14 protein-coding genes are annotated in these 26054 nt (G+C 33.6%); 9 read left to right on the top strand and 5 right to left on the bottom strand.

Features of this window, described 5'->3' with window-relative positions; all coding sequences use genetic code 11:
* The first annotated feature begins 9 nt into the window (after positions 1 to 9).
* From LNQ49_RS01555 to LNQ49_RS01535, 5 genes are all read left to right on the top strand, one after another.
* Positions 10 to 2247, top strand: a complete 2238-nt coding sequence (locus tag LNQ49_RS01555; protein WP_229987026.1) for an OmpA family protein — start codon at positions 10 to 12, stop codon at positions 2245 to 2247.
* A gap of 374 nt (positions 2248 to 2621) precedes the next feature.
* A complete protein-coding gene (locus LNQ49_RS01550) occupies positions 2622 to 7793 on the top strand; it encodes a collagen-like domain-containing protein (protein WP_229987025.1) in 5172 nt (1723 codons plus the stop codon).
* Between the two features lie 102 nt (positions 7794 to 7895).
* Positions 7896 to 10295 (top strand): hypothetical protein, encoded by a 2400-nt coding sequence (locus LNQ49_RS01545; RefSeq protein WP_229987024.1) that lies wholly within the window; start codon positions 7896 to 7898, stop codon positions 10293 to 10295.
* Between the two features lie 123 nt (positions 10296 to 10418).
* The gene (locus tag LNQ49_RS01540) at positions 10419 to 11645 is read left to right on the top strand and encodes a T9SS type B sorting domain-containing protein (protein WP_229987023.1); all 1227 of its coding nucleotides are present in this window, start codon (positions 10419 to 10421) and stop codon (positions 11643 to 11645) included.
* Between the two features lie 231 nt (positions 11646 to 11876).
* Positions 11877 to 12338, top strand: coding sequence for a hypothetical protein (locus LNQ49_RS01535; protein WP_229987022.1), 462 nt, complete (start codon positions 11877 to 11879; stop codon positions 12336 to 12338).
* Positions 12339 to 12517: 179 nt separating this feature from the next.
* On the opposite strand, the gene LNQ49_RS01530 is transcribed toward LNQ49_RS01535, so the two are convergent.
* Together LNQ49_RS01530 and LNQ49_RS01525 are read right to left on the bottom strand one after the other, a co-directional pair.
* Entirely contained in the window at positions 12518 to 12952 is a 435-nt protein-coding gene (locus LNQ49_RS01530) for an META domain-containing protein (RefSeq protein WP_229987021.1), read from the bottom strand.
* 325 nt (positions 12953 to 13277) lie between these two features.
* Positions 13278 to 14570 carry a S28 family serine protease gene (locus tag LNQ49_RS01525; protein WP_229987020.1) on the bottom strand — a complete coding sequence of 431 codons (1293 nt, stop codon included), beginning with the start codon at positions 14568 to 14570 and terminating at the stop codon, positions 13278 to 13280.
* 330 nt (positions 14571 to 14900) lie between these two features.
* Here LNQ49_RS01525 and LNQ49_RS01520 point away from each other — a divergent pair, with 330 nt between their 5' ends.
* From LNQ49_RS01520 to LNQ49_RS01505, 4 genes are all read left to right on the top strand, one after another.
* Positions 14901 to 15899, top strand: coding sequence for a fumarylacetoacetate hydrolase family protein (locus tag LNQ49_RS01520; protein ID WP_229987019.1), 999 nt, complete (start codon positions 14901 to 14903; stop codon positions 15897 to 15899).
* A gap of 306 nt (positions 15900 to 16205) precedes the next feature.
* Positions 16206 to 17189 carry a bifunctional Delta(1)-pyrroline-2-carboxylate/Delta(1)-piperideine-2-carboxylate reductase gene (lhpI, locus tag LNQ49_RS01515; protein ID WP_229987018.1) on the top strand — a complete coding sequence of 328 codons (984 nt, stop codon included), beginning with the start codon at positions 16206 to 16208 and terminating at the stop codon, positions 17187 to 17189.
* Complete coding sequence (locus tag LNQ49_RS01510; protein ID WP_229987017.1) at positions 17173 to 18240, top strand: proline racemase family protein; 1068 nt, start codon at positions 17173 to 17175, stop codon at positions 18238 to 18240. Before lhpI ends, LNQ49_RS01510 begins: the two co-directional genes overlap by 17 nt.
* 264 nt (positions 18241 to 18504) lie before the next feature.
* A complete protein-coding gene (locus LNQ49_RS01505; RefSeq protein ID WP_229987016.1) occupies positions 18505 to 19716 on the top strand; it encodes a M24 family metallopeptidase in 1212 nt (403 codons plus the stop codon).
* Between the two features lie 129 nt (positions 19717 to 19845).
* Here the strand turns inward: LNQ49_RS01505 and LNQ49_RS01500 are convergent, their stop codons facing one another.
* From LNQ49_RS01500 to LNQ49_RS01490, 3 genes are all read right to left on the bottom strand, one after another.
* A complete protein-coding gene (locus tag LNQ49_RS01500; protein WP_229987015.1) occupies positions 19846 to 20223 on the bottom strand; it encodes a hypothetical protein in 378 nt (125 codons plus the stop codon).
* A 108-nt stretch (positions 20224 to 20331) separates the two neighbouring features.
* A complete protein-coding gene (locus tag LNQ49_RS01495; RefSeq protein ID WP_229987014.1) occupies positions 20332 to 24297 on the bottom strand; it encodes a M43 family zinc metalloprotease in 3966 nt (1321 codons plus the stop codon).
* Positions 24298 to 24587: 290 nt separating this feature from the next.
* Positions 24588 to 26045 (bottom strand): SusD/RagB family nutrient-binding outer membrane lipoprotein, encoded by a 1458-nt coding sequence (locus LNQ49_RS01490; protein ID WP_229987013.1) that lies wholly within the window; start codon positions 26043 to 26045, stop codon positions 24588 to 24590.
* Positions 26046 to 26054 lie beyond the last annotated feature (9 nt).

The raw sequence follows: 26054 nt of genomic DNA, 5'->3' as shown, positions 1-26054 counted from the left end.
AAATTAATTATGGGAATAAAAATACACAAAGTACTTGTTATGCTATTTTGTTTTAGTAGTGCTATCGGTTTTTCTCAAAAGCAGGATCAAAAACTAGAAAAAAAATTGGCAATCGCTAATGAAAAATACGATGAATTTGCTTTTGTGCAAGCAGGAAAGCTATACGAACAATTGATTGAAAATGGATATGAATCTAAAGAAGTATATGCTCGTTTGGGTGATACTTATTTTTTTAATTCTGATTATTCTAATGCTTTAAAATGGTATACAAAAATGATAGAAGGGAGTACTTATACCGCTCCAGAGTATTATCATAGATATGCTGTATGCTTTAGAGCAAATAATAATGAACAAGTACCACTAGCAATACAAGCTAAGTATAATGGAGTTGGAAATGTTGATGAAACAAAAAAATGGGATAAAAAAGAATATCTGAAAGCTATAGAAAAACAGTCGGGTAGATACGACGAGCTGGGAGAGGCAGGAACAAACTCGATTTTTTCAGATTTTGGGATAGCATTCGTACCTAATGAAGAGGCTATTAAACAAGCTCTTGAAATTGCTCAATTTGAAAAACAAGAAAAGGCAAGAATTATAAGAGAGAATGCTCAAAAAAGAAAAAAAGAGGATAATAATGGGCAAGTCGAAAGATGGAAAGGCCTAAATAAGAGCAAAGGAGAAAATGTAAAAAAAAATGATTCAATAAAATCATTTGATGCTTCAATTGGGAATAAAAAAAACAATCTTTTTGAAAAATTGCCTAAGTACAAAGAGGTGATCTATACTACTGCCAAAGATTCTGGGTTTTTCATCAAGCGTAAGCATAGCTGGAACGAAAAGCCTTTTCTTAAATTATATTCGGCACAAATTGATGAAGACGGAAAATTGCAAAATGAGAAAAAATTACTTGGAGATATCAATACAAAGTTTCATCAGAGTACACCAATAATAACAAATGATGGAAGAACAATGTATTTTACTAGATTGGTACCAAATGATAAAACAAAAAGCGAAACGGCAATTGCAGACCTAAGGCTTTTTCAGGCACAAAAAGAGAATAATAAATGGGTTAAGATAAAAGAACTTCCTTACCCCATTAATATGGAAGGAACCTCATCGGCACATCCAGCATTAAGCCCAGATAATGATGAATTGTATTTTGTTTCGAATAGAAAAAAGAAAATGAGCGATACCGATTTATATGTGGTAAGCAGGAAACAAGGAGGTGGTTTTGCTAATAAAGTGGAGCCTTTAGGGGATGAAATAAATACATATGGGAGAGAAACATTCCCTTTTGTAGACAGTAACGGAATATTATATTTTTCTTCTGACGGGCATCCTGGTTTAGGAGGATTAGACATTTTCGCTGCTGCAAAAGATAGTGAAGGGAACTATACAGTTGTTAATGTCGGGAAACCTATAAATTCATCAAGTGATGATTTTGCTTATGTTATAGATAACGATTCAAAAAGAGGTTTTTTCTCATCTAATAGAAAAGGAGAGAAAGGAGATGATGATTTGTATAAATTCTTAGAAACAAAGCCAGTTGTTTTTCCTTTTGATATTAAGCCTGTTTATTTTGGAATAGTAAAGGATAGCATAACAGGAGAGCCATTACGCAATGTTGAAATAAGCATTTTTGATAATTTGAATGAGCGCATTGAAACAGTGTTTACGGATGAATTGGGTAAATATTCGTTGAATTTGTTACCATTAAAGAATTATAATTTCGAATTTAAAAAAGAAGGATTTGGAGTAGAGAGAATAGTTGTTGATGGACATAAAATTTCTGAAAAGATAGAAATACCAATTGCTTTATTTAATGAATTCTCGGTTATAGTTGATGATAAAGTAATTACTTTGAAAGATGGAGATGATCTTACAAATAAATTGAAATTAAGTCCTATTTACTTTGATTATGGCGGATATACGATTCGTAAATCGTCAAAACTCGAACTGGATAAAATAATTAGTATTCTTAAGAGCCGTCCCAATATTTCAATAGAAGTAAAATCGCATACAGATAGCAGAGGTAAGGATGATTACAACTTAAGATTGTCCAAAAATAGGGCTAAAACGACCATGGATTATATTATTCTTGAAGGAGGAATTTCTAGAGATCGAGTTAGAGGGGATGGGTACGGAGAATCCCAACTTATAAATGACTGTAGAAACGGTGTAAAATGTTCAGAAGCGGAACACGAATTAAACAGACGTTCGGAGTTTATTATTGCAATAAAAGAATAAAAAGTGAAGTAAAAAAGATTGGTTTAGGTAAAAAAAGGGTTTGGCTTTTAGTAAAAGTCAAGCCCTTTTTTTTATGCAATATTATTTGATTTCAGTTCTATTTCAGGCTGTTTTTAAGATGTTTAGCATTTTGAGTTAATTAAAGAGCTATGATTTATTTTGTTTCGAGTCATTTGTAACTTTTTATGCTGATTTTAAAAGTTTATGTGGCAGTTCTTAGTAAGAACTAGACTATAATTTTGCTAATAATTTAAACTCAAGTTGTAAGTAAACAAAATTGGATTGTTAATGAAGAAACGAACTTACAAATTAGGTTTAAGTATAGAATTACAAATTATAATTTATAAATGATTAACTCATAATTATTAGATCTTATGAAGAATAAATTACTCCCATTAATTTTTGTTCTAGGTAGTTACTCTGCATACTCACAAGTAGGTATAGGAACGCCAATGCCTAACTCATCTTCACAATTAGAAGTTGTAGCTAGTGATAAGGGTATGCTGATTCCTAGAATTAAATTAGCAAGCTCAACAGATACAACTACTATCAAAAATGGTAATATTAACAGTTTACTAGTTTTTAACACTATCACAGTTGCCGATGTTAAGCCAGGGTACTACTACTGGTATGACAACAAATGGAATAGAATTGTTGTATCGGGTGAGATGAACACTAATACAGGAAACGTTATTTATAATCCAGTTAATCAACAATTTACTTACGTTGATGCATCGGGAGTTACTCATATTATTACTCTTGATGGATTAAAGGGGGAAAAAGGTGATAAAGGAGATTCGTTTAAATTTTCAGATTTCACTCAGACCGAGCTTGATGGCCTAAAAGGAGCAGATGGAAAATCATTTTCATTTACTGATTTTACCCAAGAACAACTTGACGGACTAAAGGGTGAAAAAGGTGAGAAAGGAACAGATGGAGAGTCATTTTCATTTACAGATTTTACTCAGGAACAACTTGACGGACTAAAGGGTGAAAAAGGTGAGAAAGGAACAGATGGAGAGTCATTTTCATTCACTGATTTCACTCAAGAACAACTTGACGGACTAAAGGGTGAAAAAGGTGAGAAAGGAACAGATGGAGAGTCATTTTCATTTACTGATTTTACTCAAGAACAACTTGACGGACTAAAAGGTGAAAAAGGAGAAAAAGGATTAGATGGAGAGTCATTCACATTTACTGACTTCACTCAGGAGCAACTTGACGGACTAAAGGGTGAAAAAGGTGAGAAAGGAACAGACGGAGAGTCATTCACATTTACTGATTTTACTCAAGAACAACTTGACGGACTAAAGGGTGAAAAAGGTGAAAAAGGAGCAGATGGAGAGTCATTTTCATTTACTGATTTCACACAAGAACAACTTGATGGACTAAAGGGTGAAAAAGGAGAAAAAGGAACAGACGGAGAGTCATTTTCATTTACAGATTTTACTCAGGAACAACTTGACGGTCTAAAGGGTGAAAAAGGAGAAAAAGGATTAAATGGAGAGTCATTCACATTTACAGATTTTACTCAGGAACAACTTGACGGATTGAAAGGTGAAAAAGGAGACTCATTTAAGTTTTCAGACTTCACTCAAACAGAGCTTGACGGTTTAAAAGGAGCTGATGGAAAGTCATTTTCATTTACTGATTTTACTCAAGAACAACTTGACGGTCTAAAGGGTGAAAAAGGTGAGAAAGGAACAGATGGAGAGTCATTTTCATTCACAGACTTTACTCAAGAGCAACTTGATGGTCTAAAGGGTGAAAAAGGAGAAAAAGGATTAAATGGAGAGTCATTCACATTTACTGATTTTACTCAAGAACAACTTGACGGTTTAAAGGGTGAAAAAGGGGAAAAAGGAGCAGATGGAGAGTCATTTTCATTTACAGACTTTACTCAGGAGCAACTTGATGGACTAAAAGGAGAAAAAGGTGAGAAAGGAACAGATGGAGAGTCATTCACATTTACTGATTTTACTCAAGAACAACTTGACGGTCTAAAGGGTGAAAAAGGTGAGAAAGGAACAGATGGAGAGTCATTCGTATTTACTGATTTTACTCAAGAACAACTTGACGGTTTAAAAGGAGAAAAAGGAGATTCATTTAAATATACAGATTTCACTCAAACAGAGCTTGATGGTCTAAAAGGAGCAGATGGGAAGTCATTCACATTTACTGACTTTACACAAGAGCAACTTGATGGACTAAAGGGTGAAAAAGGATTAGATGGAGAGTCATTCACATTTACTGATTTTACTCAAGAACAACTTGATGGATTGAAAGGTGAAAAAGGAGACTCATTTAAGTTTTCAGATTTTACTCAAACAGAACTTGATGGTTTAAAAGGAGCAGATGGGAAGTCATTTACATTTACTGACTTTACACAAGAGCAACTTGATGGACTTAAGGGTGAAAAAGGAGAAAAAGGATTAGATGGAGAGTCATTCATATTTACTGACTTTACTCAGGAGCAACTTGATGGATTGAAAGGTGAAAAAGGAGACTCATTTAAGTTTTCAGACTTCACTCAAACAGAGCTTGACGGTTTAAAAGGAGCTGATGGGAAGTCATTTACATTCACTGATTTCACTCAAGAACAACTTGATGGACTAAAGGGGGAAAAAGGTGAGAAAGGAACAGACGGGGAGTCATTCACATTTACTGACTTTACACAAGAACAACTTGATGGACTAAAGGGGGAAAAAGGTGAGAAAGGAACAGATGGGGAGTCATTCACATTTACAGATTTTACTCAAGAACAACTTGACGGTTTAAAAGGTGAAAAAGGAGAAAAAGGATTAGATGGAGAGTCATTCACATTTACTGATTTTACTCAAGAACAACTTGACGGATTAAAAGGTGAAAAAGGAGACTCATTTAAGTTTTCAGACTTCACTCAAACAGAGCTTGATGGTCTAAAAGGAGCAGATGGGAAGTCATTCACATTTACAGATTTTACTCAGGAACAACTTGACGGATTGAAGGGTGAAAAAGGAGAGAAAGGAACAGATGGAGAGTCATTCACATTTACTGACTTCACTCAGGAGCAACTTGACGGTCTAAAGGGTGAAAAAGGTGAGAAAGGAATAGATGGAGAGTCATTCACATTTACTGATTTTACTCAAGAACAACTTGATGGATTGAAAGGTGAAAAAGGAGACTCATTTAAGTTTTCAGACTTCACTCAAACAGAACTTGACGGTTTAAAAGGAGCTGATGGGAAGTCATTTACATTTACTGACTTTACACAAGAGCAACTTGATGGACTTAAGGGTGAAAAAGGAGAAAAAGGATTAAATGGTGAGTCATTCACATTTACAGACTTTACACAAGAGCAACTTGATGGACTTAAGGGTGAAAAAGGAGAAAAAGGATTAAATGGTGAGTCATTCACATTTACAGACTTTACTCAAGAACAACTTGACGGACTAAAGGGTGAAAAAGGAGAAAAAGGATTAGATGGAGAGTCATTTACATTTACTGATTTTACTCAAGAACAACTTGATGGCTTGAAGGGTGAAAAAGGTGCAGATGGGAAGTCATTCACATTTACAGACTTTACACAAGAACAACTTGACGGATTGAAAGGTGAAAAAGGAGACTCATTTAAGTTTTCAGATTTCACTCAAGCAGAGCTTGATGGTCTAAAAGGAGCAGATGGGAAGTCATTTACATTTACAGACTTTACTCAGGAGCAACTTGATGGATTGAAAGGCGAAAAAGGATTAAATGGAGAGTCATTCACATTTACTGATTTTACTCAGGAGCAACTTGACGGATTGAAAGGTGAAAAAGGCGAAAAAGGAACAGATGGAGAGTCATTTACATTTACTGATTTTACTCAAGAACAACTTGATGGATTGAAAGGTGAAAAAGGAGATTCATTTAAATATACAGATTTCACTCAGACAGAGCTTGACGGTCTAAAAGGCGAAAAAGGAGACTCATTTAAGTTTTCAGATTTCACTCAAACAGAGCTTGATGGTCTAAAAGGAGCAGATGGGAAGTCATTCACATTTACTGACTTTACACAAGAACAACTTGACGGATTGAAAGGTGAAAAAGGAGACTCATTTAAGTTTTCAGATTTTACTCAAACAGAGCTTGATGGTCTAAAAGGAGCCGATGGGAAGTCATTTACATTTACTGACTTTACTCAGGAGCAACTTGATGGATTGAAAGGTGAAAAAGGAGATTCATTTAAATATACAGATTTCACTCAGACAGAGCTTGACGGTCTAAAAGGCGAAAAAGGAGACTCATTTAAGTTTTCAGATTTTACTCAAACAGAGCTTGATGGTCTAAAAGGAGCTGATGGGGAGTCATTTACATTTACAGACTTTACTCAGGAGCAACTTGACGGACTGAAAGGTGAGAAAGGAGATTCATTTAAATTTTCAGACTTCACTCAAACAGAACTTGATGGTCTAAAAGGAGCAGATGGGAAGTCGTTTACATTTACAGACTTTACTCAGGAGCAACTTGACGGATTGAAAGGTGATAAAGGTGATAAATTAACTTTTGCTGATTTAACCCAAGAGGATAAAGACACTTTAAAAGGAGATAAAGGAGATGATGGCGTTACTACACTATTGCCAGTTGTAACTGTAGGAAATACAATTGCAACTTACACAAATGCATTAGGTAATCCAGAAGCAATAAAAGAAACAGTGACGTCTTTGACAGATGTAATAACGCAAGAAATAGATGTTGATGGGCAATTATTTGATAAACATACATTGACTTATACAGATGAAACAAACACCCCTAATTCAATCGATTTGTCGGTTTTAGTTAAAGGAGTGGAAACATTAACTTCATTGGCTTATGATGGTGCAGATCATTCTTTAGTCTATAAAGACGAAAAGGGGCATTCTACAGAGTTTAAAATGGTTGATTTAGTTGGTGAAGCGGAAACGCTAACAACTCTTGATGTAAATGAGACAACAGGAACTTTAGATTATACAGATGAAAACAAAAAAACAACACAATTAGATCTTGGAGTAGCTGTAAAAGAACCTTGGTTTAGTTCAACAACTAATGTTGGAGCTACATTAAATACCGAAGATATCTATACAAATGGATGGGTAGGAATTGGTTATAAAAAACCATCTAGTGCAGTTAATGAAAAATTGAGAGTAAATGGTACAATAACCACAGTAAATAGCTACTATGCCGATTATGTGTTTGAAGACTATTTCCAAGGATTTTCTGAAATAAAAGCAGATTATAAATTTAAGCAACTTGCAGAAATAGAAGAATATATTAAAAAGCATAAACACCTTCCGGGAATAACACCAATTAATGAATTAGAAAAGACAAAAGAAGGATACTCATTTAATATGTCTGAACTATCAATACAGTTATTAGAAAAGACAGAAGAAATTTACTTGCATATTATAGAACAAAATAAGATAAATGAATTTCAAAGCGAAGAAATCGAAGCAAAAGATAAAATGATTAAAGAATTAAAAGAAGCTTCAGACGCAATGAATAAACGTTTAGGAATCTTAGAAAAAATCATAGAAGAAAAATTTAATTAAATAAGTGAATAAAAGTTAGTATGGGGCATATAAGCTATTTAATAATAAGTACTAAATAGTAGCCCTTTGGCTAACATAGTTCTAATGTTTAAATATAAAATTATGAAAATAGGAATATATAAAATGCAAAATTTTGTTCTGACAATGATCTTCAGTTTACTTAGTTTTTGTTCTCTTTTTGCTCAGGTAGAAAGTACAAAAATAAAAGATGGATCAATAAGTGCTGGGGCAGAAAAAGCTTTTCCGGGTGCTTTGCTTGAATTAGAGAGTAGTAACAAAGGAATGCTGACTTCAAGATTGACAACGGCACAGCGTGATGGGATATCGGCAGCAAATTTAACTGATGGGTTATTGATTTTCAATACAACAACTGGATGTTTTGATTATTGGAGTAAGGGACAAGGGGTATGGTTAAGTATCTGTGGTACACCACCACCAGCCGTATTCAATGTTTCTACTGTGCAATGTGATCAAATTAAAGCCAACGGCACTTTTAAGCAAGGTGAAATCTTAACATTAACAAATTATTTGACTATTCCAGTAACTGTTACACAACCAGGAACCTATACGATTTCGGCAATAACAGCCAATGGGTATTATTTTAATACTAGTGGAACTTTTCCTAATGCAGGCTCGTATGTATTGAACCTGCCAGGAGTTGGTACGCCAAATATAGGGTATGATGTAGGAAGTTTAGGAGATGTAGTAACTATTGCATTAAATGGAATAGACGTTTCATGTGCACCACATATTTTTGTCGAGAATGCCAATGTTGATTTTGCAATATCATGTGCAAGTGTCACGCCAGAAGGGTCTTATTTTATAGGAATTCCACTAACAGCTTCAAATAAATTATCAGTAACTGTAAATGTAACTAGTGTTGGTTTTTGGAGTATGAAAACAAATATGGTGAACGGTTATTCATTTAGTGCTACAGGAACGTTTGCGACTACAGGTAATCAAACAATAGAATTGTTAGGAACTGGAACGCCAATTGCTTCTGGTGTAAATAATTTTAATTTATCGTCTAATGCAACGACTGTGGGCGGAGCTTCATGTAGTGGTATTCCAATTACAGTAGCACCAGTAGCTTATACAACAGATTGTACTGCTATAACACAAAGTGGAGTATATATGCAAGATGTAGCATTAATGGCTACTAACACAATAACATTGCCAATTAATGTTACTGCAACAGGGCAAACAGCAATTGGGACTAGTACAGCAAATGGAATTTCATTTACTTCAGGGTTAATCAATTTAACTACCTTAGGACAGCAAAATGTAACACTTATAGGTTCTGGAACACCAATTGCAGGAGGAACAACAGATCTTATAGTGTATGGAGATCCTGGAATGGTAGGAACATGTACAATTAAAGTTGTTATCGCTGGACAACCAGTTGCTTATACAACAAATTGTTCTGGAATTACTACAAGCGGAACTTATGCACCAGGTGTAGCCATGAGTGGAACAAATACAATGACGGTTCCTGTAAATGTAAGTTATGTGGGAGCATATACTATAAATACAAATACAGTAAACGGAATCAGTTTTTCAGCATCAGGAACGTTTACTACAAAAGGAGCACAGAATGTAGTAATGAGGGCTACAGGTACTCCGACATCAGGAGGTTCATTTACTTATGCAATTACCGCAAATAGTACTAATGGAGGAACAACTTGTAATAAAAGCATAGCATTTGTTTTCCGTACCATGAAAGTTTTAGGGTTAGGATCAGGAATGTACCAACCAGGAACAGCAGGTTCGGCAGAAGCTTCAAGAGCAATATTAGCTTCAACATCTAATTTTGGACCTACAGGTACAGTGCAGATACAAAACTTGCAGATTGTTAACGGATCTAATGCTGATGGTACCACATTAAAAAATTTAATCAATACAAATAATATTGATATTATAGTGATAGGATACAATTACAGACCTAATGCAGCCTCAATTTTAATTTTGAATGATTTTGTAAAAAATAAAAAAGGAGTATTAATTCACTCTCAAGAAAATGATGTTACAAGTACTACAAACTTAATCAACACAATAACTGGTTCAAATGCATCAGTTTCAGGAACAGGAACAACTTATACAAATCCAATATTGAATGTTTCTGATCCGCTTTTAAATGGTCCTTTTGGAAGCATAAAAAACCTTAGTTTGGGTAGTGATGTAAACAACTCTTATTATGTTACTGGACTATCTGCAAACGTAACAGCTTTATCAACTCAAACGGGCAATGCTTCTCGAATATTTTCATTTAAGCACAACACTTTAGGATATATGTATATAGGAGATTCAGGATGGACAGCGGGTACAGCTACTAATACATCAACAACTACTTGGCCGGCTAAGATTACTGCAACAGGACTTGTTCAATCAAAAGTTTATAATGGAGGTATTATAGTTTATAATAGTCTGCTGTATGCAAATACAATGGCTTGGGCAATTAAATATGCACAGGAAAATACTAATTCGAGCTATTTGATTCCTTAAATAAAGGATAGAAGTAAATAACACCTCTTTTATCAATGTAATAATTGAGGTGTTTTATAACTCAGCGTTTAAATTAAGGATGTAATTCGTTGCATTCTGAGGTAACATTTTAAATAATAAAAGATGACCAAAATTTATATAAAAGCAATTCTATCAATACTTTTTATTGGTAAACTTAGCGCACAAACTGTAAATACAGGAGAATTATCGATTCTGCCCGGAACAGAATTTGCAACAGTAGCAGATTTTAATAATAAACAAACTGGGGATTTTATTAATGATGGACAATTTATTGTTTATTCCAATTATAATAATGATGGATTAGTAACCTTTAGTCCAAAAGCTACTTCAGGATTAACCTATTTTAAAGGTTCAGCAGTTGCTCAGATTATTTCTGGTATTGAACAAAGCGAGTTTAATAATGTCAAGTTTGAAAACAGAATGATTCAGCCTGCATTTTTATTATCATCTACAATTAGTATCTATGGAGTTACTGATTTTTATGAAGGAATAATTTCCAATAATAATTTAGGAGGAACAATTGTTTTTGAAACTAATGCAACCCATAATAATACAAGTAATGATAGTTATGTTGATGGTTATGTGGAACGCAATGGCAGTAAAGAGTTTCAATTCCCTATAGGAGATGGTGGATATTTCAGACCATCAGCAATAAATCAAACGAGCTCAATCAAGAATTTTTTTAAGAGTAAGTATGTGTTTGAAAATTCAAATGTATCTTATCCTCACGCTCAAAAAGAGGATAATATTGCATTAATAGACGCCAATGAATATTGGGAACTAGAAAGCAATCAATCTACTGTTGATGTAGCATTAACATTGACTTGGAATAGTAATACAACACCAAGCGAATTAACCAAAACAGACTCTAATCATTCTTTGGCAATTGTGCGATGGGATGATACACAATCAAAGTGGAAACTTTACGCATCGGCTGTTGATGCGCAAAACGAAACGGTTACAGCTGCAGTTGATAAATCAGGAATTTTCACACTAGCTAAAGTTAAAATACCAAACGTAGATGATGTTGTTGTTTATAACGCTGTATCACCTAATGATGATGGATATAATGATTACTTCAATATTACTGGATTAGAAAAATTCCCAGACAATACATTGGAGATATACAATCGCTATGGAGTTAAAGTATTTGAAACTTCAAATTATGGAGCCAATGGTAATTGGTTTAGAGGAATATCCGAAGGAAGAGTTACCATAAATAGAGGAGAAGGATTACCAACAGGAACGTATTTCTATATACTAAAGTTTAGAGTGTCTAACGGAACTTCTAAAGATAAAGCGGGTTACTTATATATTAACAATGATTAAGTTTTTTGAAGCTTATTTTTCAATATGTTATTCTTTACAGATTGTATGATTCTAAAAACAAATCCCTCAATACAGAGGGATTTTTTGTTTACCTAAGAGTTTCTATGCTACTCTTTTAATTCTAATTTAGTTTAAAATCAGAATTATAATTTTTGTTGATTACTAAAAAAATAATACTACAATATTAACCTGCTATTTCTTATTTTTGAGGAAATATAGCACAACCCAGATATGAATTTAGAAATAATAAGAAAGCATATAGCAAGCCAATCAACACTTTTATTTATAATCACAGTATTGTTATTGATATACAGTTGCAATTCAAAAGAAAAACAAGAAGAAAAGCATTTCGTCTATAAAGCAGTAAATGCAAACAAAGACACAGCTCTTTTATCATTAACAATAAATAAAAACCGTTTTTATGGACAGTATGAAATAAAATATGGAAAGGCTATGAAAGATTCAGGAAGTGTAAAAGGCGATATTGTAGGCGATACATTGTTTAAAGGAGATTATAATTATTTATCATACGGAGGAGGTCTAAAAATAATTCCGATAGCATTATTAAAAAAAGAGAATAAATTGTTTTTAGGGAATGGAGTAATAAGCACCTACCTAGGAATACCTTGTTTTATTCCAGATGTGCCCATAAGCTACACCGATTCAGAGTTTATATTTGAAGAAGTTAAGTAGTATTCAGTCGCAGTATTCAGGTTATCAATAAATCCTTGTGTAAATCTTTGTGGTTAATGCAAAACGCTCCAAAGAAGTAAAAGAATAGCGTATTTACTCTCAATAAAAAATCCCTCTGTATTGAGGGATTTTATTTTTTATATGCTAGAATAATTTAGCAGTAGTATAAGCAATCTAAATTATTTAGTTACTTTTTTAAATCTCATCATCGGAACATCGTTCATCAATAAATTAAGCTTACCATCTTTATCGATAGAATAGGCATCAATTTTTCTGATTGTTTGTAGAAACGTTTGTTCTCCACCACCTTCACAAAACATTAGTGTAGCAGGCCCTTGTTCTCCAAAAGTAAGTTTCTTGCCTTTTAAAGTATATGGAGCACTATAGCCATTACATCCTGCATTTCCTTGAACTTGACCTGTACTTTCGTCAAATTTAATAAATGGTTTTCTATCAGGATATAAACCTTCAAAAGCAATACGTGGACCAGTAATATATTCTAGTTCCCAAGTTGTATTATAAAGATCGGCAGTTTTAGTAGTGTCTTTCATCGTTGTGCAAGAATTAAAAGATAGCGTTAAAACAGAAACGAAGAGTAATACGTAGTTTTTCATAAGATATATTTTAGAACATAAAATTAAATGTTTTTCATTGAATTTACTTAATAAAATTATGATTATTTTTAATTTGACTTGTCGGTATTTCTTGTATAGATATACGCAGAATCACAATAAGTTAAAAGAATAGTACTCTTGTAAAATCATTTGTAAAGACAGTAAGACATAAAAAAATAAAATGCAAAATTGATTAATTAACGTCAGCATAAGATAATTCAATATTGCAATCCGGTTTGATTTCATCAAATAGCAATGAGCTAAAATAAAAAAGAGAAAAGCAGTTATTGCTTTTCTCTTTTCATTGAAAATATATTTTATAATATTATTTAGCCAACCAATTAGTTAGTGTATTCATTATTTTTTCTTGATCCTGCTTAGGGAAATTTTTAATTCTTGTAGCATGACTTCCTCCGGGTAAAACCATTTTCAAGGCATCAAGTTTAGGATTAGGTGTTGGAGAACAAGCTCCCCAAGTATCATAACCACCATATATATAAAGTATTTTAGAGCCTTTATTTTCTACAAATTCTCTAACTTTTTTAATGTACTTAGGATTGTAACTTATTTGAACCTCTTTGGGTGCAAATCGAGAATTTGAAGTGCCTTTTACATTTGAAATCAAATCTTTTACAGGAGTAAAATCAAAACCATAATACCCCAATTCGCTCATGTGCTGGTAATAAGAAGGCAATAAATCATGAAATGTAGTATCGTTGTAAAAGCTAATGCCAACGATTTTATTCATATAATCAAACAATTCTTTAGAAGAAGCATTTTTACTTGGAATCTCTTCGCATTTGCCTCCCCACTGCCAGAAAGAAAAAGGAAATTCTAATGCGCTATATTCTAATGCTTCATCCATAGAAACTTCGGTAAAAGTCATTTTTTTCAGTTCAGCATAACCTTTTATTTCGTTAAGAAGAGCAGGTCTGTTTTCTAGTAATGCACGTTGAAATTCAGTTATTTTTTCACGACACTCAGCACTACCTACAGTCGCAAGGTGCTGTTGTATTCTAGGGTCTTCTTGAGTATTAATTAATGGCGCTACGTAAGGAACGGCAACATCAACATCTTTTGGGTATTTTGATTTGTAAATTAAAGTTGTCTCTCCACCCTTACTGATTCCTGTAGAAATCCATTTGCCAGTATACAATTGCTTTAATTTAGTAACGATAGCATGGTAATCGGCTATTGCCTGATCATTGGTTAAATATTCCCAAGGAATTGGATTAGGTCTTGATTTTCCATAAAAACGATATTCTACAATAACCTGATTGGCATTTAATAGCGTACTCAATTCGGTTTTAGTATATCTAGCAGCATAACCTTCCGTTTCAATCACCATCGGACTATTAAAATCTACATGCGACAAATAAATGTAATGCTTGAAAGTTCCTTTTTTAGGGTTCTTATGATCCAAAGGTTCATTAAGAACCAGTTGGTATGATTCTTTAAAACCATCAAGATCTTTCATTTTAGTAATTTCGGAACCAGGGAACAATTGTGCTAATTTATTCTCTAAATCGGTTTTACTGGTAGTTTCAGTTTGAGCAAAACTCAAAAATGAAATAAAGGAAACAACCAGAAGTAATAAAGTGTGTTTTAACTTTTTCATTATTTTAATTAGATTTTTTATAAAAATACTGCCTTCAAAAGAAATCAATTCATACTATGTTAACTTAAAATTGACCTATTTTAACTAGTTTGGGATAAAATAGAAGTATAAAAATAACAAAATACTATATAAGCTAATGATTTTTCGAGGAGCTAAAAATGCAATCTTAAAAAATAAAAAACGTAGGTATGAAATTCTTCTGAAAGTGTTTCCTTGTGTATTTATTTTTTTATTTCTTATATTCGTTTAACACTAAAAACAGCTTTGATTTTGGGTATTTGTCTGATTTACAAGTGGTTTTTAAATATTAATAAACTAAAAAAATAATTAATGAAATTAGCATCAATAGATAATAATACAAGGGATGGAGAATTAGTTGTTGTAAATAAAAAATTAACAAAAGCCATTCGAGTTCCTGAAATTGCTTCCACAATGCAAAATGCAATCGATAATTGGGCTACTACAGCAAGCAAACTTCAAAATATTTATGAACTCTTAAATGCAAATAAGTTAACAGAAAATACTTTTGATTTTACAACTGTTCGTGTTTTAGCTCCTATTCCAAGAGCCTATCATTGGGCAGACGGCAGTGCTTATGTTACCCATGTTGAACTTGTTAGAAAAGCAAGAAATGCTGAACTTCCAGAATCATTTTGGACAGACCCATTGATGTATATGGGAGCCTCAGATGCTTTTATTGGTGCGAATGATGATATTGAAATAGAGGATGAAGAATGGGGAATTGATTTTGAATCAGAAGTAGCTGTAATTACTGATGATGTTCCAGCTGGAGTAAGCCCTACAGAAGCTTTGAATCATATAAAATTTGTAACAATTATAAATGATGTTTCTTTAAGAAATTTAATTCCAAATGAGCTTTCTAAGCAGTTTGGATTCTATCAATCAAAGCCTTGGACATCTTTTGCGCCAGTTATAGTTTCGGTAGATGAACTTAAAAATGAATTTATTGACGGAAAATTAAATTTGCCTTTAATGTCAATATTAAACGGCGAAGTTATAGGAACTCCAAATGCGGGTACTGATATGACGTTTAATTTTGGACAACTAATTTCTCATGCTGCCAAAACCCGTTCTCTAATGGCTGGTACAGTTATAGGATCAGGTACGGTTGCAAACCAAGGAAGTCCAACTGGTTCTAGTTGTATTGCAGAAGTTAGATGCTTGGAAACAATAAAAGATGGGAAACCTTTGACTCCTTTTATGAAATTTGGTGACAGAATCGAAATTGAAATGAAAAATGAACTTGGAGAATCTTTGTTTGGTAAAATCAATCAGAAAGTAAAAAAGTATATAAAAAACAAAAATTAGTATGAGGAGATATCACTGCTAAAAGGGCAATCAATTTTTAGTAAAATCCTATCTGAATCCCACAATTTTTAAAAAGCCGTAAGCAATTTTGTTTACGGCTTTTTCTATGTTTGATAATGGCTCTTAAACGATATGAAGATATCTATTTTATACTAAAAACAGTAGAGTCAATGGTATGAAATTCAGCTTTAAAATCTAGTTTTTTGTACTATATTAACCTTAAATTGTCTTATGTTAACTAGTTCTTTATGAAATAATATTTTGAAAAAATAATCTTCTATTTTTAGTGAAATTTCAACAAAACATATGGAACCTATTCAACTTATTTCAGACAATTTCATTGAAGAAAATTGTGATTTTAGAAAACTAATAGAAGGACTTCGAGAAGGATTTTCGACCTCATCAATAGAAGTCCCACTTCGACATCATCATGATTTTTCTAATCCAGAAGAAAAAAAAGATTCAACATTATTACTAATGCCTGCATTTCAGCCCGGCAAAGATTTAGGAGTAAAAATTGTTACTGTAAGTCCTAATAATGGTAAATATAATTTGCCTTCTATACAAGGAACATACATTTATCTTGACGGACATAAAGGGAATATCAAAGCAATTTTAGATGCTAAATCCCTAACAGGCAAAAGAACCGCAGCAACATCAGCACTGGCTAGTAGTTATCTTTCTCGTAAAGATGCATCGTCAATGTTAATGATAGGAACTGGCGCATTGGCAATAAATTTAATTAAGGCGCATGCCAGTGTACGTCCTCTAAAGCAAGTATATGTATGGGGAAGAACCGCAGAAAAGGCACAAATGGTTTGTGATGCATTAAAAGATTCTCCTTTTACTTGTGAAGTCGTTTTGACTATTGAAGAAGTTATTTCTGATGTTGCTATTATCTCTTCAGCAACATTATCGCCAACACCCCTTGTTTTTGGAAAATGGCTAAAAGCAGGACAACATCTAGATCTAGTTGGAGCATATAAAAAAGACATGCGTGAGGCTGATGATGAAGCAATCTTAAAATCGAACGTATTTCTAGATACTTATCAAGGCGGATTAAAAGAAAGCGGAGATATATTGATTCCGCTAACCAACGGAATTATTACTAAAGAATCTATCAAAGCAGATTTATTTGAATTATGCAGTAATAATAGAGTAGGGAGAACTGCCGATACTGAAATTACCTTTTTTAAATCAGTTGGGCATGCCTTAGAAGACCTTGTTGCAGCTGCTTATTTTTATGAAATATTTAATTTAAAATCACCAAAAAATGTCGAAAACGTATAACAACATTTGCTCAAATACAGATTATAAAATAGCATCAGATGTGCTGCAAATAAAAACTATCGATATGCATACAGGCGGAGAACCTCTGCGTGTTATTGTTTCGGGTTTTCCAGCTCTTAAAGGGAATAGTGTATTAGAATATCGCAGAGATATAAAAGAAAATTACGATTATTTAAGAACCGCATTAATGTTTGAACCTCGCGGTCATGCTGATATGTATGGATGTATTTTGCTTCCGCCAAATGACGAAGAAGGTGATTTCGGTATTCTTTTTATGCACAATGAAGGATATAGCAGTATGTGTGGTCATGCTATTATTGCAATAAGCACTCTTGCAGCAAGAATGAATTGGATTGCTGTAAAAGAAGGCGAAAACGAATTAAAAATAGACGCTCCATGTGGTCGCATTCATTCCTATGTAAATATTAAAAATGGAGAAGTAACAGGAGTGAGATTTCATTGCGTGCCTAGCTTTGTTGTAGGATTAGATCGTGTGGTAAATGTTCCCGGAATAGGAAACATCGTTTATGATTTGGCTTATGGAGGAGCATTTTATGCCTATGTAGATTTGAGAAAAAACACAAATTTAAATTTTGGATTAACCGATGCTGATTATCGCACAATCATTCAAAGTGGTGTGGATATAAAACATGCTGTAATGGATCATGATAAAGAAATTTTGCATCCTTACGAAGATGATTTGAGTTTTCTTTATGGAACTATTTTTATTGATGAACCTCAGGAAATAGAAAACCACAGCAGAAATGTATGTGTTTTTGCTGATGGTGAAGTCGATCGTTCCCCTACAGGTTCGGGAGTTTCTGGTAGAATTGCTATTGAAAATGCAAGAAATGCCATAAAATTGAATGAGAAAATTACAATAGAAAGTATTACAGGAAGTACATTTAAAGGTTCGTTAGTCAAGGAAAAAGATTTTGGTCCATTTAAGGCGGTGATTCCACAAGTAGAAGGGACAGCTCATGTAACTGGAGTAAACAATTTTATAATTGATCCTAATGATCCAATGAAAAATGGTTTTATACTTAGGTAGGGATTTATAAGGTTCAGAGTGACTAAGAAACTGAGACTGAATATTTTTTGACCATGACGTAACCACAATCTTGTCACCTTAAGGAACAAAGAGACTTATTAAGTAACTCAACAATTAGTGCGGTTAAATTTCTGCTATAGATTAAAAACAATAAAAACTTTGCGAACTTAGCGTAAATCTTTGCGAACTTAGCAGTTAATTTTTCGTTGCATAAATAATATACTTAGCAGTTTTAAATAAATTAAATAATTAAAAATATAAAAAATGACAATTGGAATAGGAGGCTCAACAGCAGCTATTGAGTTACAAAAAATTGAAAATATGACACTGGATGTAAAACCAATCCAGTTAGAAGAATATGAAGACAGAATAAAAAAAGCGGTTGCGCTTATGAAAGAAATAAAGGTTAAAGTAACGTATGTAAATGCTGGAACAAACCTTTATTATTTTACAGGTACAAAATGGAACCCATCTGAGAGAATGGTAGGGGCTTTATTGTATGATGACGGAACGTTGGATTATATTGTTCCAAAATTTGAAGAAGGTACATTCAAAAAATACATGCAATTAGACGGTAAAATTAATTGCTGGGAAGAGCATGAGTCTCCATACGTGTTGATGGGCGAGTTATTAAAGAATAAAAACATAGTTGGCGAAACGATTGCTATAGACGAGTCGGCTCCTTATTTCTTGGTTGATGGAGTAACCAAAACAAATCATACATACACTATTGTAAATGCACTTCCAGTTACTTCGGGTTGCCGAATGCATAAATCGGTTAATGAAATTGCCATTATACAAGCAGCTAAAGATATTACTATGGTAGTACAACGTGCAGCAGCTAAGATATTGCGACCAGGAATTAGTGCCAATGAGGTTACAAGTTTTATTAACGACGCACATATTAAAGCAGGAATTGCTTCAGGATCGTATTTTTGTATTGTATTGTTTGATGATGATACGCAATACCCTCATGGAGTATCAGTGCCTCAGGATTTAAAAGAAAATGGAGCTGTTATTATAGATACAGGTTGCCGATTAGAGGGATATATTTCGGATATTACTAGATCGTATAGTTACGGAACACCATCTGAAGAATATAAAACAATTTGGAATCTTGAAAAAGCAACACAACACGCTGCTTTTGAAGCTGCTCAAATAGGAGCTAGCTGTGGTTCTGTAGATGATGCTGCTAGAGTAACATTGGCTGCAGCAGGATTAAGTTCAGATTATAATTTGCCAGGATTGCCACATAGAGTAGGGCACGGAACAGGTTTGGATATTCATGAATACCCATATTTAGTAAGAGGTAGTGAGATAGCACTTCGTGAAGGAATGGTAGTAAGTAATGAACCTATGATTTGTATTCCCGGAAAATTCGGTATTAGACATGAGGATCATTTTTATATGACTGCCAATGGACCAAAATGGTTTACAACACCTATGAATAGCGTAGACAGTCCTTTTGGATATTAAATTGTAAATAAGTAAATAAACCTACAAGGCCTTTCCTTTGACCTTGTAGGTTTATTATCAAAATTGAATATTGAGTTCCTATGGGAATTATTAATAGCTACAGGATTTCAAAAAACCTGTAGAATAAACTCAATATGGTAATTCATCAGCTGGAATACCAATAAAATCAGGCTCGGGTGTGATTTCAAATTGTACTACTTTAATATCAGTATGACCTAGCTGTAATGCTTTCATAACTCGATGCATACCATCCATTAAGCGTCCATTTGCACACAAAATAATAGGGTACTCTAAGTCTACCTCTTGAATAAGTTTTATATGTTCTAGGATTTCAGCACAAGTAGGTAGCTGATTCGGATCTTGAAACCAGTACGCTTCATTTACTTCATTAATTTCAGAGAGTAAAATATGTTTTACAGGGAAGTCTTTAGATAATTCTATCAAACGATGCACATCCCAAGCTTTTAAGCCTTCCTTACTTGGACGTAGGTTATATTGTTTTCTCATATTATTTTTAAAGGTATTTTTGCAAAGTTACTATAAAATAAAAACCGCTGAAAGATATCCTTTCAGCGGTTTTGTTTAAAATTGGGATTCTAAAAATACAAATTGGGTTTATTTAATAACTAACTTTTTACTTTGTTTAACCGTACCATCTGTAAGTACGACATAATAAATACCAGTTGGTAAATTCTTAACATTATAGCTAGATGTATTACGAACAGTATCTATTAATGCTCCAGTATTATTATATATTGTAATTACTAGAGTAGTCGTATCTATGTTTTTAAAAGAGAAATTAACAACATCTGAAGCTGGATTAGGGAAAATTGCAAAAGATTTAGTATTCTTTTCAGATTCATTAATTCCTAGCGTAGGAGGAAGGATAACATCCATAGGAGCACTCCAATCACTTTCGCCATTTGCATACACAGCTCTTATTCTTATTCTATAATTTCTTTCTGTTCCTTGCTTAATAATATATAAGAAATGTGCAGTTGATGTTCCAAAAGTAGCCCATCCAGTAGTTTCATTATACAATTGTATTTCATAGCTAGTTGCTTTGTTAATCAATGCCCATGTAGCATAAAATCCTTCAGTATAAGTTCCGTTTGATGGATCATAAAATACAGGTATTTCTAACGGTGCATTTGCATTATCGATAGTAACCGTTGCTACATTCGAATAAGAAGAATAGGTAGCATCTTTGTTTGTTCTTATTTGATAAGAATAAGTATTACCTGCTATTAATCCTGTATCTGTATATGAAGTTTCATCAGCGCCAAGAGTAGCAATTACGCTGTATGTTCCATTTCCTAAAGCTCTTTCTATAGAGAATCCAGTTTCAATATCAGAGTTGTCTGTCCATGCTAATTCAACTTCAAGAGTAGTTGAGTTTGCTGTTGCAGTAAGGTTTGTAGGTGCTAGTAATGCTCCAGGAAGTGTAAAATCTCTAGGAGTACTCCAATCACTTGTTCCAGTAGCATTTACAGCTCTCATTCTCACTCTATAACTTGTTTGAGTTCCTTGCTTATTTATATATAAGAAATGCACAGTTGATGTTCCTTGATCCTCCCATCCTGTAGTTTCGTTGTATACTTGAATATCATAACTTGTAGCTCCATTGATTAACCCCCAAGTTACATAAAATCCTGTAGCATAAATTCCAGTATCACCATCATTAATTATAGGTTTTGCCAAAGTTGGATTTGGATTTACATCTTCAATAGTTACAGTTGCTACATTTGAATAATCAGAGTTTGTAGTATTTATGTTTGCTCTCATTCTGTATGAGTAAGCACTTCCTTTTGTTAATCCTGTATCTGTATATGAAGTTACATTTGAAGCAAAGGTTTTAATAACGCTGTATTCGCCTGTTCCCAAAGCTCTTTCTAATGTAAATCCTGTTTCGTTATCAGAATTATCAACCCATGTTAAAGCAACTTCAAGAGCGGTAACATTAACTGTTGCTGTTAGATTACTCGGCGCATTAATAATCGGAGTTGTTATAGGCTCATTTGGTTTAGTGTTATAAGCAAAGTTTGTTACTGTATATCCGTCACCACTTGCTGTTGCTTTTACTCTCATCCATCCGTAGCACGTTCTTCCTCGGCTTGTATATTCAAAACCTACATAACCTGTTTGGTTATCCCAAGTGTTATATGTTGCTGTACGTAAGTCCAATTGATTTGGATATGCCCCAGGAGCTGTAAAATTGCTTGAAGCACCTATTGTAGCACCAGCAGCGATTTTAGTAATATTTCTAGTTCCTGTTTCACAAACTAATCTCTTGCCATAGGTTTCCATTTTTAAGGCATTGGCTGCAAATTGCCATGCTCCATATTCAGTATTGTCACCTATAGTCAAGTCAAAATATTTCCATTGAGTTGCAGTAGAAGTTTCATAATCAGGATTGTCAACATAATAGATTCCGTAAGGGGCTTCAAATTCTATTTTTATAGATTTAGAAGGATTATCTAATATTGCTATTCCACCGGTTATTGCTGCATCTTTGAAAGTTACTATTACAGTAGAATTGTTATTAGGTAAATGTGAGGTTGCTTTTCCTGTAAAAGTTACTACAACTTTAGAGCTGTTTTCTAATGTTAATATTGCAGTCAAACCTGCTGGTATTCCTGTAATGCTATAATCAGTACCTACTGCTAATGTTCCAGTGCTTTTAGTAAAAGTTCCATTATTGGTAGACAGTGTAATCGCTGCATTAGATGTAATTGCTCCATCATTAATATCAGATTCATATAATGTGCTTGGTGATAATGTTACCCCAACTTTTGCAGTTACCCCTGTAGTAATAGGCATTCCTGGTTGTGTATTGTATGCATATTCAGAAATAGTATACCCATTTCCATCAGCATCAACAGTTACTTTAAACCAACCATAGCAGGTTAAGCCATCTATTAAGTAGTCAAAACCAACATATCCAGTTTTACCATCCCAAGCTTTGTATGCTGTTGTGCGTAAATCTAATTGGTCAGGATATGCTCCTGGAGCTTTAAAATTACTTGAAGGTCCTACTTGTGTATTTGCTGCAAGCAATGAAATATTTCTAGTTCCAGTTTCGCATACTAGTTTCTTTGCATAGGTTTCTATTTTTAACGCATTAGCAGCATATCTCCATGCTCCAAAAGCGGGATCATCACCTTTTTCTATTTTAAAAGCTTTCCACGCAAGAGCAGCATTTGCTGTTGCATCTGGCATATCGACAAAGTAGATTCCGTATGGATCTACAAATTTAAAGTCATAGTACAATGCCGTACAAGTCATATTTGCAGTTCCTCCAGTGAAAGCAGCTGGTAAAAATGTAATTGTACCTTTGGTATTATTGGTTTTTAAATGGTTTGTAGCATTACCAGTCAAAGTAACAGTTAATTGTGAATTTGAATTAACGGTAATTATTGGAATAATTCCTGCTGGAAAAGTATGAGTAAAATGTGTTCCTGCTGCCATTGTTCCTGTAGAAAGAGCAAAAGTTTCGGCTCCAGAGAGCGTAATTGTAGAAGCAGTATCAAATGAACCATCGTTGATAATAGCTTCTTTAAAGAAATTTGAGTTTGAGGTTAATAGCGCTCCTGTAGTATTTACTCCTGTTGCAATTAGATTACTTTCTTGCCAAAGGGTTTTTCTAGCAGGATGCTCTAAGGCAGCTAGCATACGATCAATTTGACCTTGAGTATACATTTTATAGCATCCTTGTGCACCATTGTATCCCATGTAGTTTTCATTGTTTACTCTATCGCCATTGCAATTTGTTCCTTGTGTACATGATAAAGTGTGTTTCCCATCTTCAAGCGGAGTATCATCTACCTCATCAGTACCTGTACAACCACCTTCAAAAGTGTGTATTAAATTCAAGAAATGCCCAAACTCATGGGTTAATGTAGCCGAAAATTCTTTACTGTATGAGTTGTCATATAAGTAAGCTCCATTAAAAACAACCCTTGCAGTATTACTAGCCGTCATTCCTGTACTCGGATACCAAGCAACTCCTGAATTGTTCAGTGTTCCATCGGCATATAAATCATTTTGAATGTAAACATTCATATATTTTTTGTTATCCCAAGCATCAGCAGCAATCTGGTCATCGTATCCACCACCATTACCGTATCCATTTTTGGCAGGGTGAAATACAACTCCTGATGAACAGCCTCCATTTGGGTCAATTTTGGCAAGTTTAAATTCAATTTTAAGCGTTCCTCTTCTTGCCTGAAAAAAAGGATCAACTGTAGCGTAATCGGCATTACGGCCATCAAAATCGTCATTAAGTTCTTTAAGGTGGTTTACGATTTTTTGGTAGGTAACTGTTTTTCCGCTTTGTACATCACCATATATGTGAAACACAACTGGAATGACGTAGGATGTTTCTAGTTTCTTTGATGTTTTAGATTTTCTTTCTGCGCTGAACTTTTTGCTAAAAGCGTCAAAGTCTTGTTTTTCTTTTAATGCGTGTGGATTTTGCTTGTAGATTTTTTCGTTCTCTTCACTAGTACGACAAGGCAGTCCTTGCGCACTTATTTTTAGAACGAAAACGAAAGCCATAAATAAAAATAGTTTTGTTTTCATAATCTTAGGTATTTGTTAGTGTTGAACCAAAGATATTTTTATCTTAAATTATTTAGTTGTACTATTTTATTCTGTTATGATGTTAAATTATCTATAAATTAACTTTAAAATTACATTATGTGCTTTTATTCTTATAATTTGATTAATATATCTCAATATGCGAATATTGAGATAAAGTAATAAGTAAAGGATTGTTTCATGGTTTAAAATATGACATAAAAAAAACAGGCACCGTTAAGTGCCTGTTTAAATTCAAGGAATGCTAAATATTTAAATGTTACTAATTCAAATTAAAATTTATCCCAGAATAATTTTGTTGTCATTTTATCACCACCAATTGCAGTAGCTGCTGCGTTGTAGTTATCTTTATTTAGTGTTGAATCAAAAAGAGAATATATATTTCTCACTGGTACTTTTCCTTCTGCTTCGCTAACAGCAGTAGTAGGAGCAACCAAAATCGGGAAGTCTAGTCTTCTGTATTCTGTCCAACCTTCAAAACCACGATTGTAGTATGCAATCCAAAGTTGGTATGCAATTTTTTGTTTATCAGTTCCAGAAGCAGTAGCAAAAGCAACATCAGCTCTTAGCAAATAGGTATCTGCATCTGCAGGAGCAACTCCCCAATAATCCATACTTGAACGAATTCCTTTTTCATAATAATCAGCAGCAGAACCACCTACATTAAAACCTCTGTTTGCAGCATCGGCAAGTAAGAAATTAGTTTCTGCATAGTCAAAAATTACCCCAGGGTTAGTTCTATCTTTTAATTTTGGACCTACATTAGAGAAGTTTTTATAACTAACTAGTTGTGCATAAGGAGCTCCTTTGTAAACACCTCCAATTTTTGAAGCTGGATTAAAAAAGATATCTCTTCTTGGATCTGATTTTCCATTTAATTCATTTACAAAAAACTCAGTAGGGTTGATTTGACTTTCATTTACCAAACTGTTATATAACGGATTTTCATCTATTGTTGTTTTGAAATATTGGAATAATGCGCTGTCAGAATTGCTTGTGAATAGTCCTGAATTGTAAGCACTCTCCACCATAGCTTGAGCCTTTGCAGCATCAACATCAGCAAGATGCAATCCCATTTTTAGTTTAACACTGTTGGCTAATTTTTTCCATTTACCAACATTTCCTTTAAAGATAAGATCAGCTGATCCAAAACTATCATAACTGCTATCTAGGTTTGCAATTGCAGCATCTAATCTAGTTGCTAAATCAAAATAAACTGTTTTAGCATCATCGTATTTTGGTGTTGGATGATTTGTTATATCCAATGCCTCAGAGTAAACGATATTACCAAAAAGATCTACCAATGTTTGATAAGCCATTACAATTTGAACTTCTAGAATCGCTAATTTATTTTTCTTAACTGCAATCTCTACAGGTCCTAAAGCTTGTTGGTCGCTTATTTTATTTTTGGCAACAATCAGATCTTGTAAAACGTCTCTGTATAATATTACAGAGTGTGAGTTTCCTAAGTTTCTTTTAGCTTGATTGTAATTAACCTCATCAGTATAAGTCGATGTGCTCCAGTATTGAGCATATCCTCTAAAATTATTATCATTTACAGACGCATTGGTCAAGAAATACGAATAGTTTACTTGCGAATTGGTCATTAAACTATTTGATAAAGCATCTGTATATGCCTTTTGATTTTCATTTAAGCTATCGATATCATCGCATGATGCAACTGAAAGCACAAAAGCACTTGCAAAAAATATTATTTTTAATTTTTTCATTTTGTATGT

It is taken from the genome of Flavobacterium pisciphilum (assembly GCF_020905345.1).
In the GTDB taxonomy this organism is placed as follows: Bacteria; Bacteroidota; Bacteroidia; order Flavobacteriales; family Flavobacteriaceae; genus Flavobacterium; species Flavobacterium pisciphilum.
The sequence above is the reverse complement of the archived record's forward strand: the minus strand, read 5'-3'. Positions and strand labels throughout refer to the sequence as shown.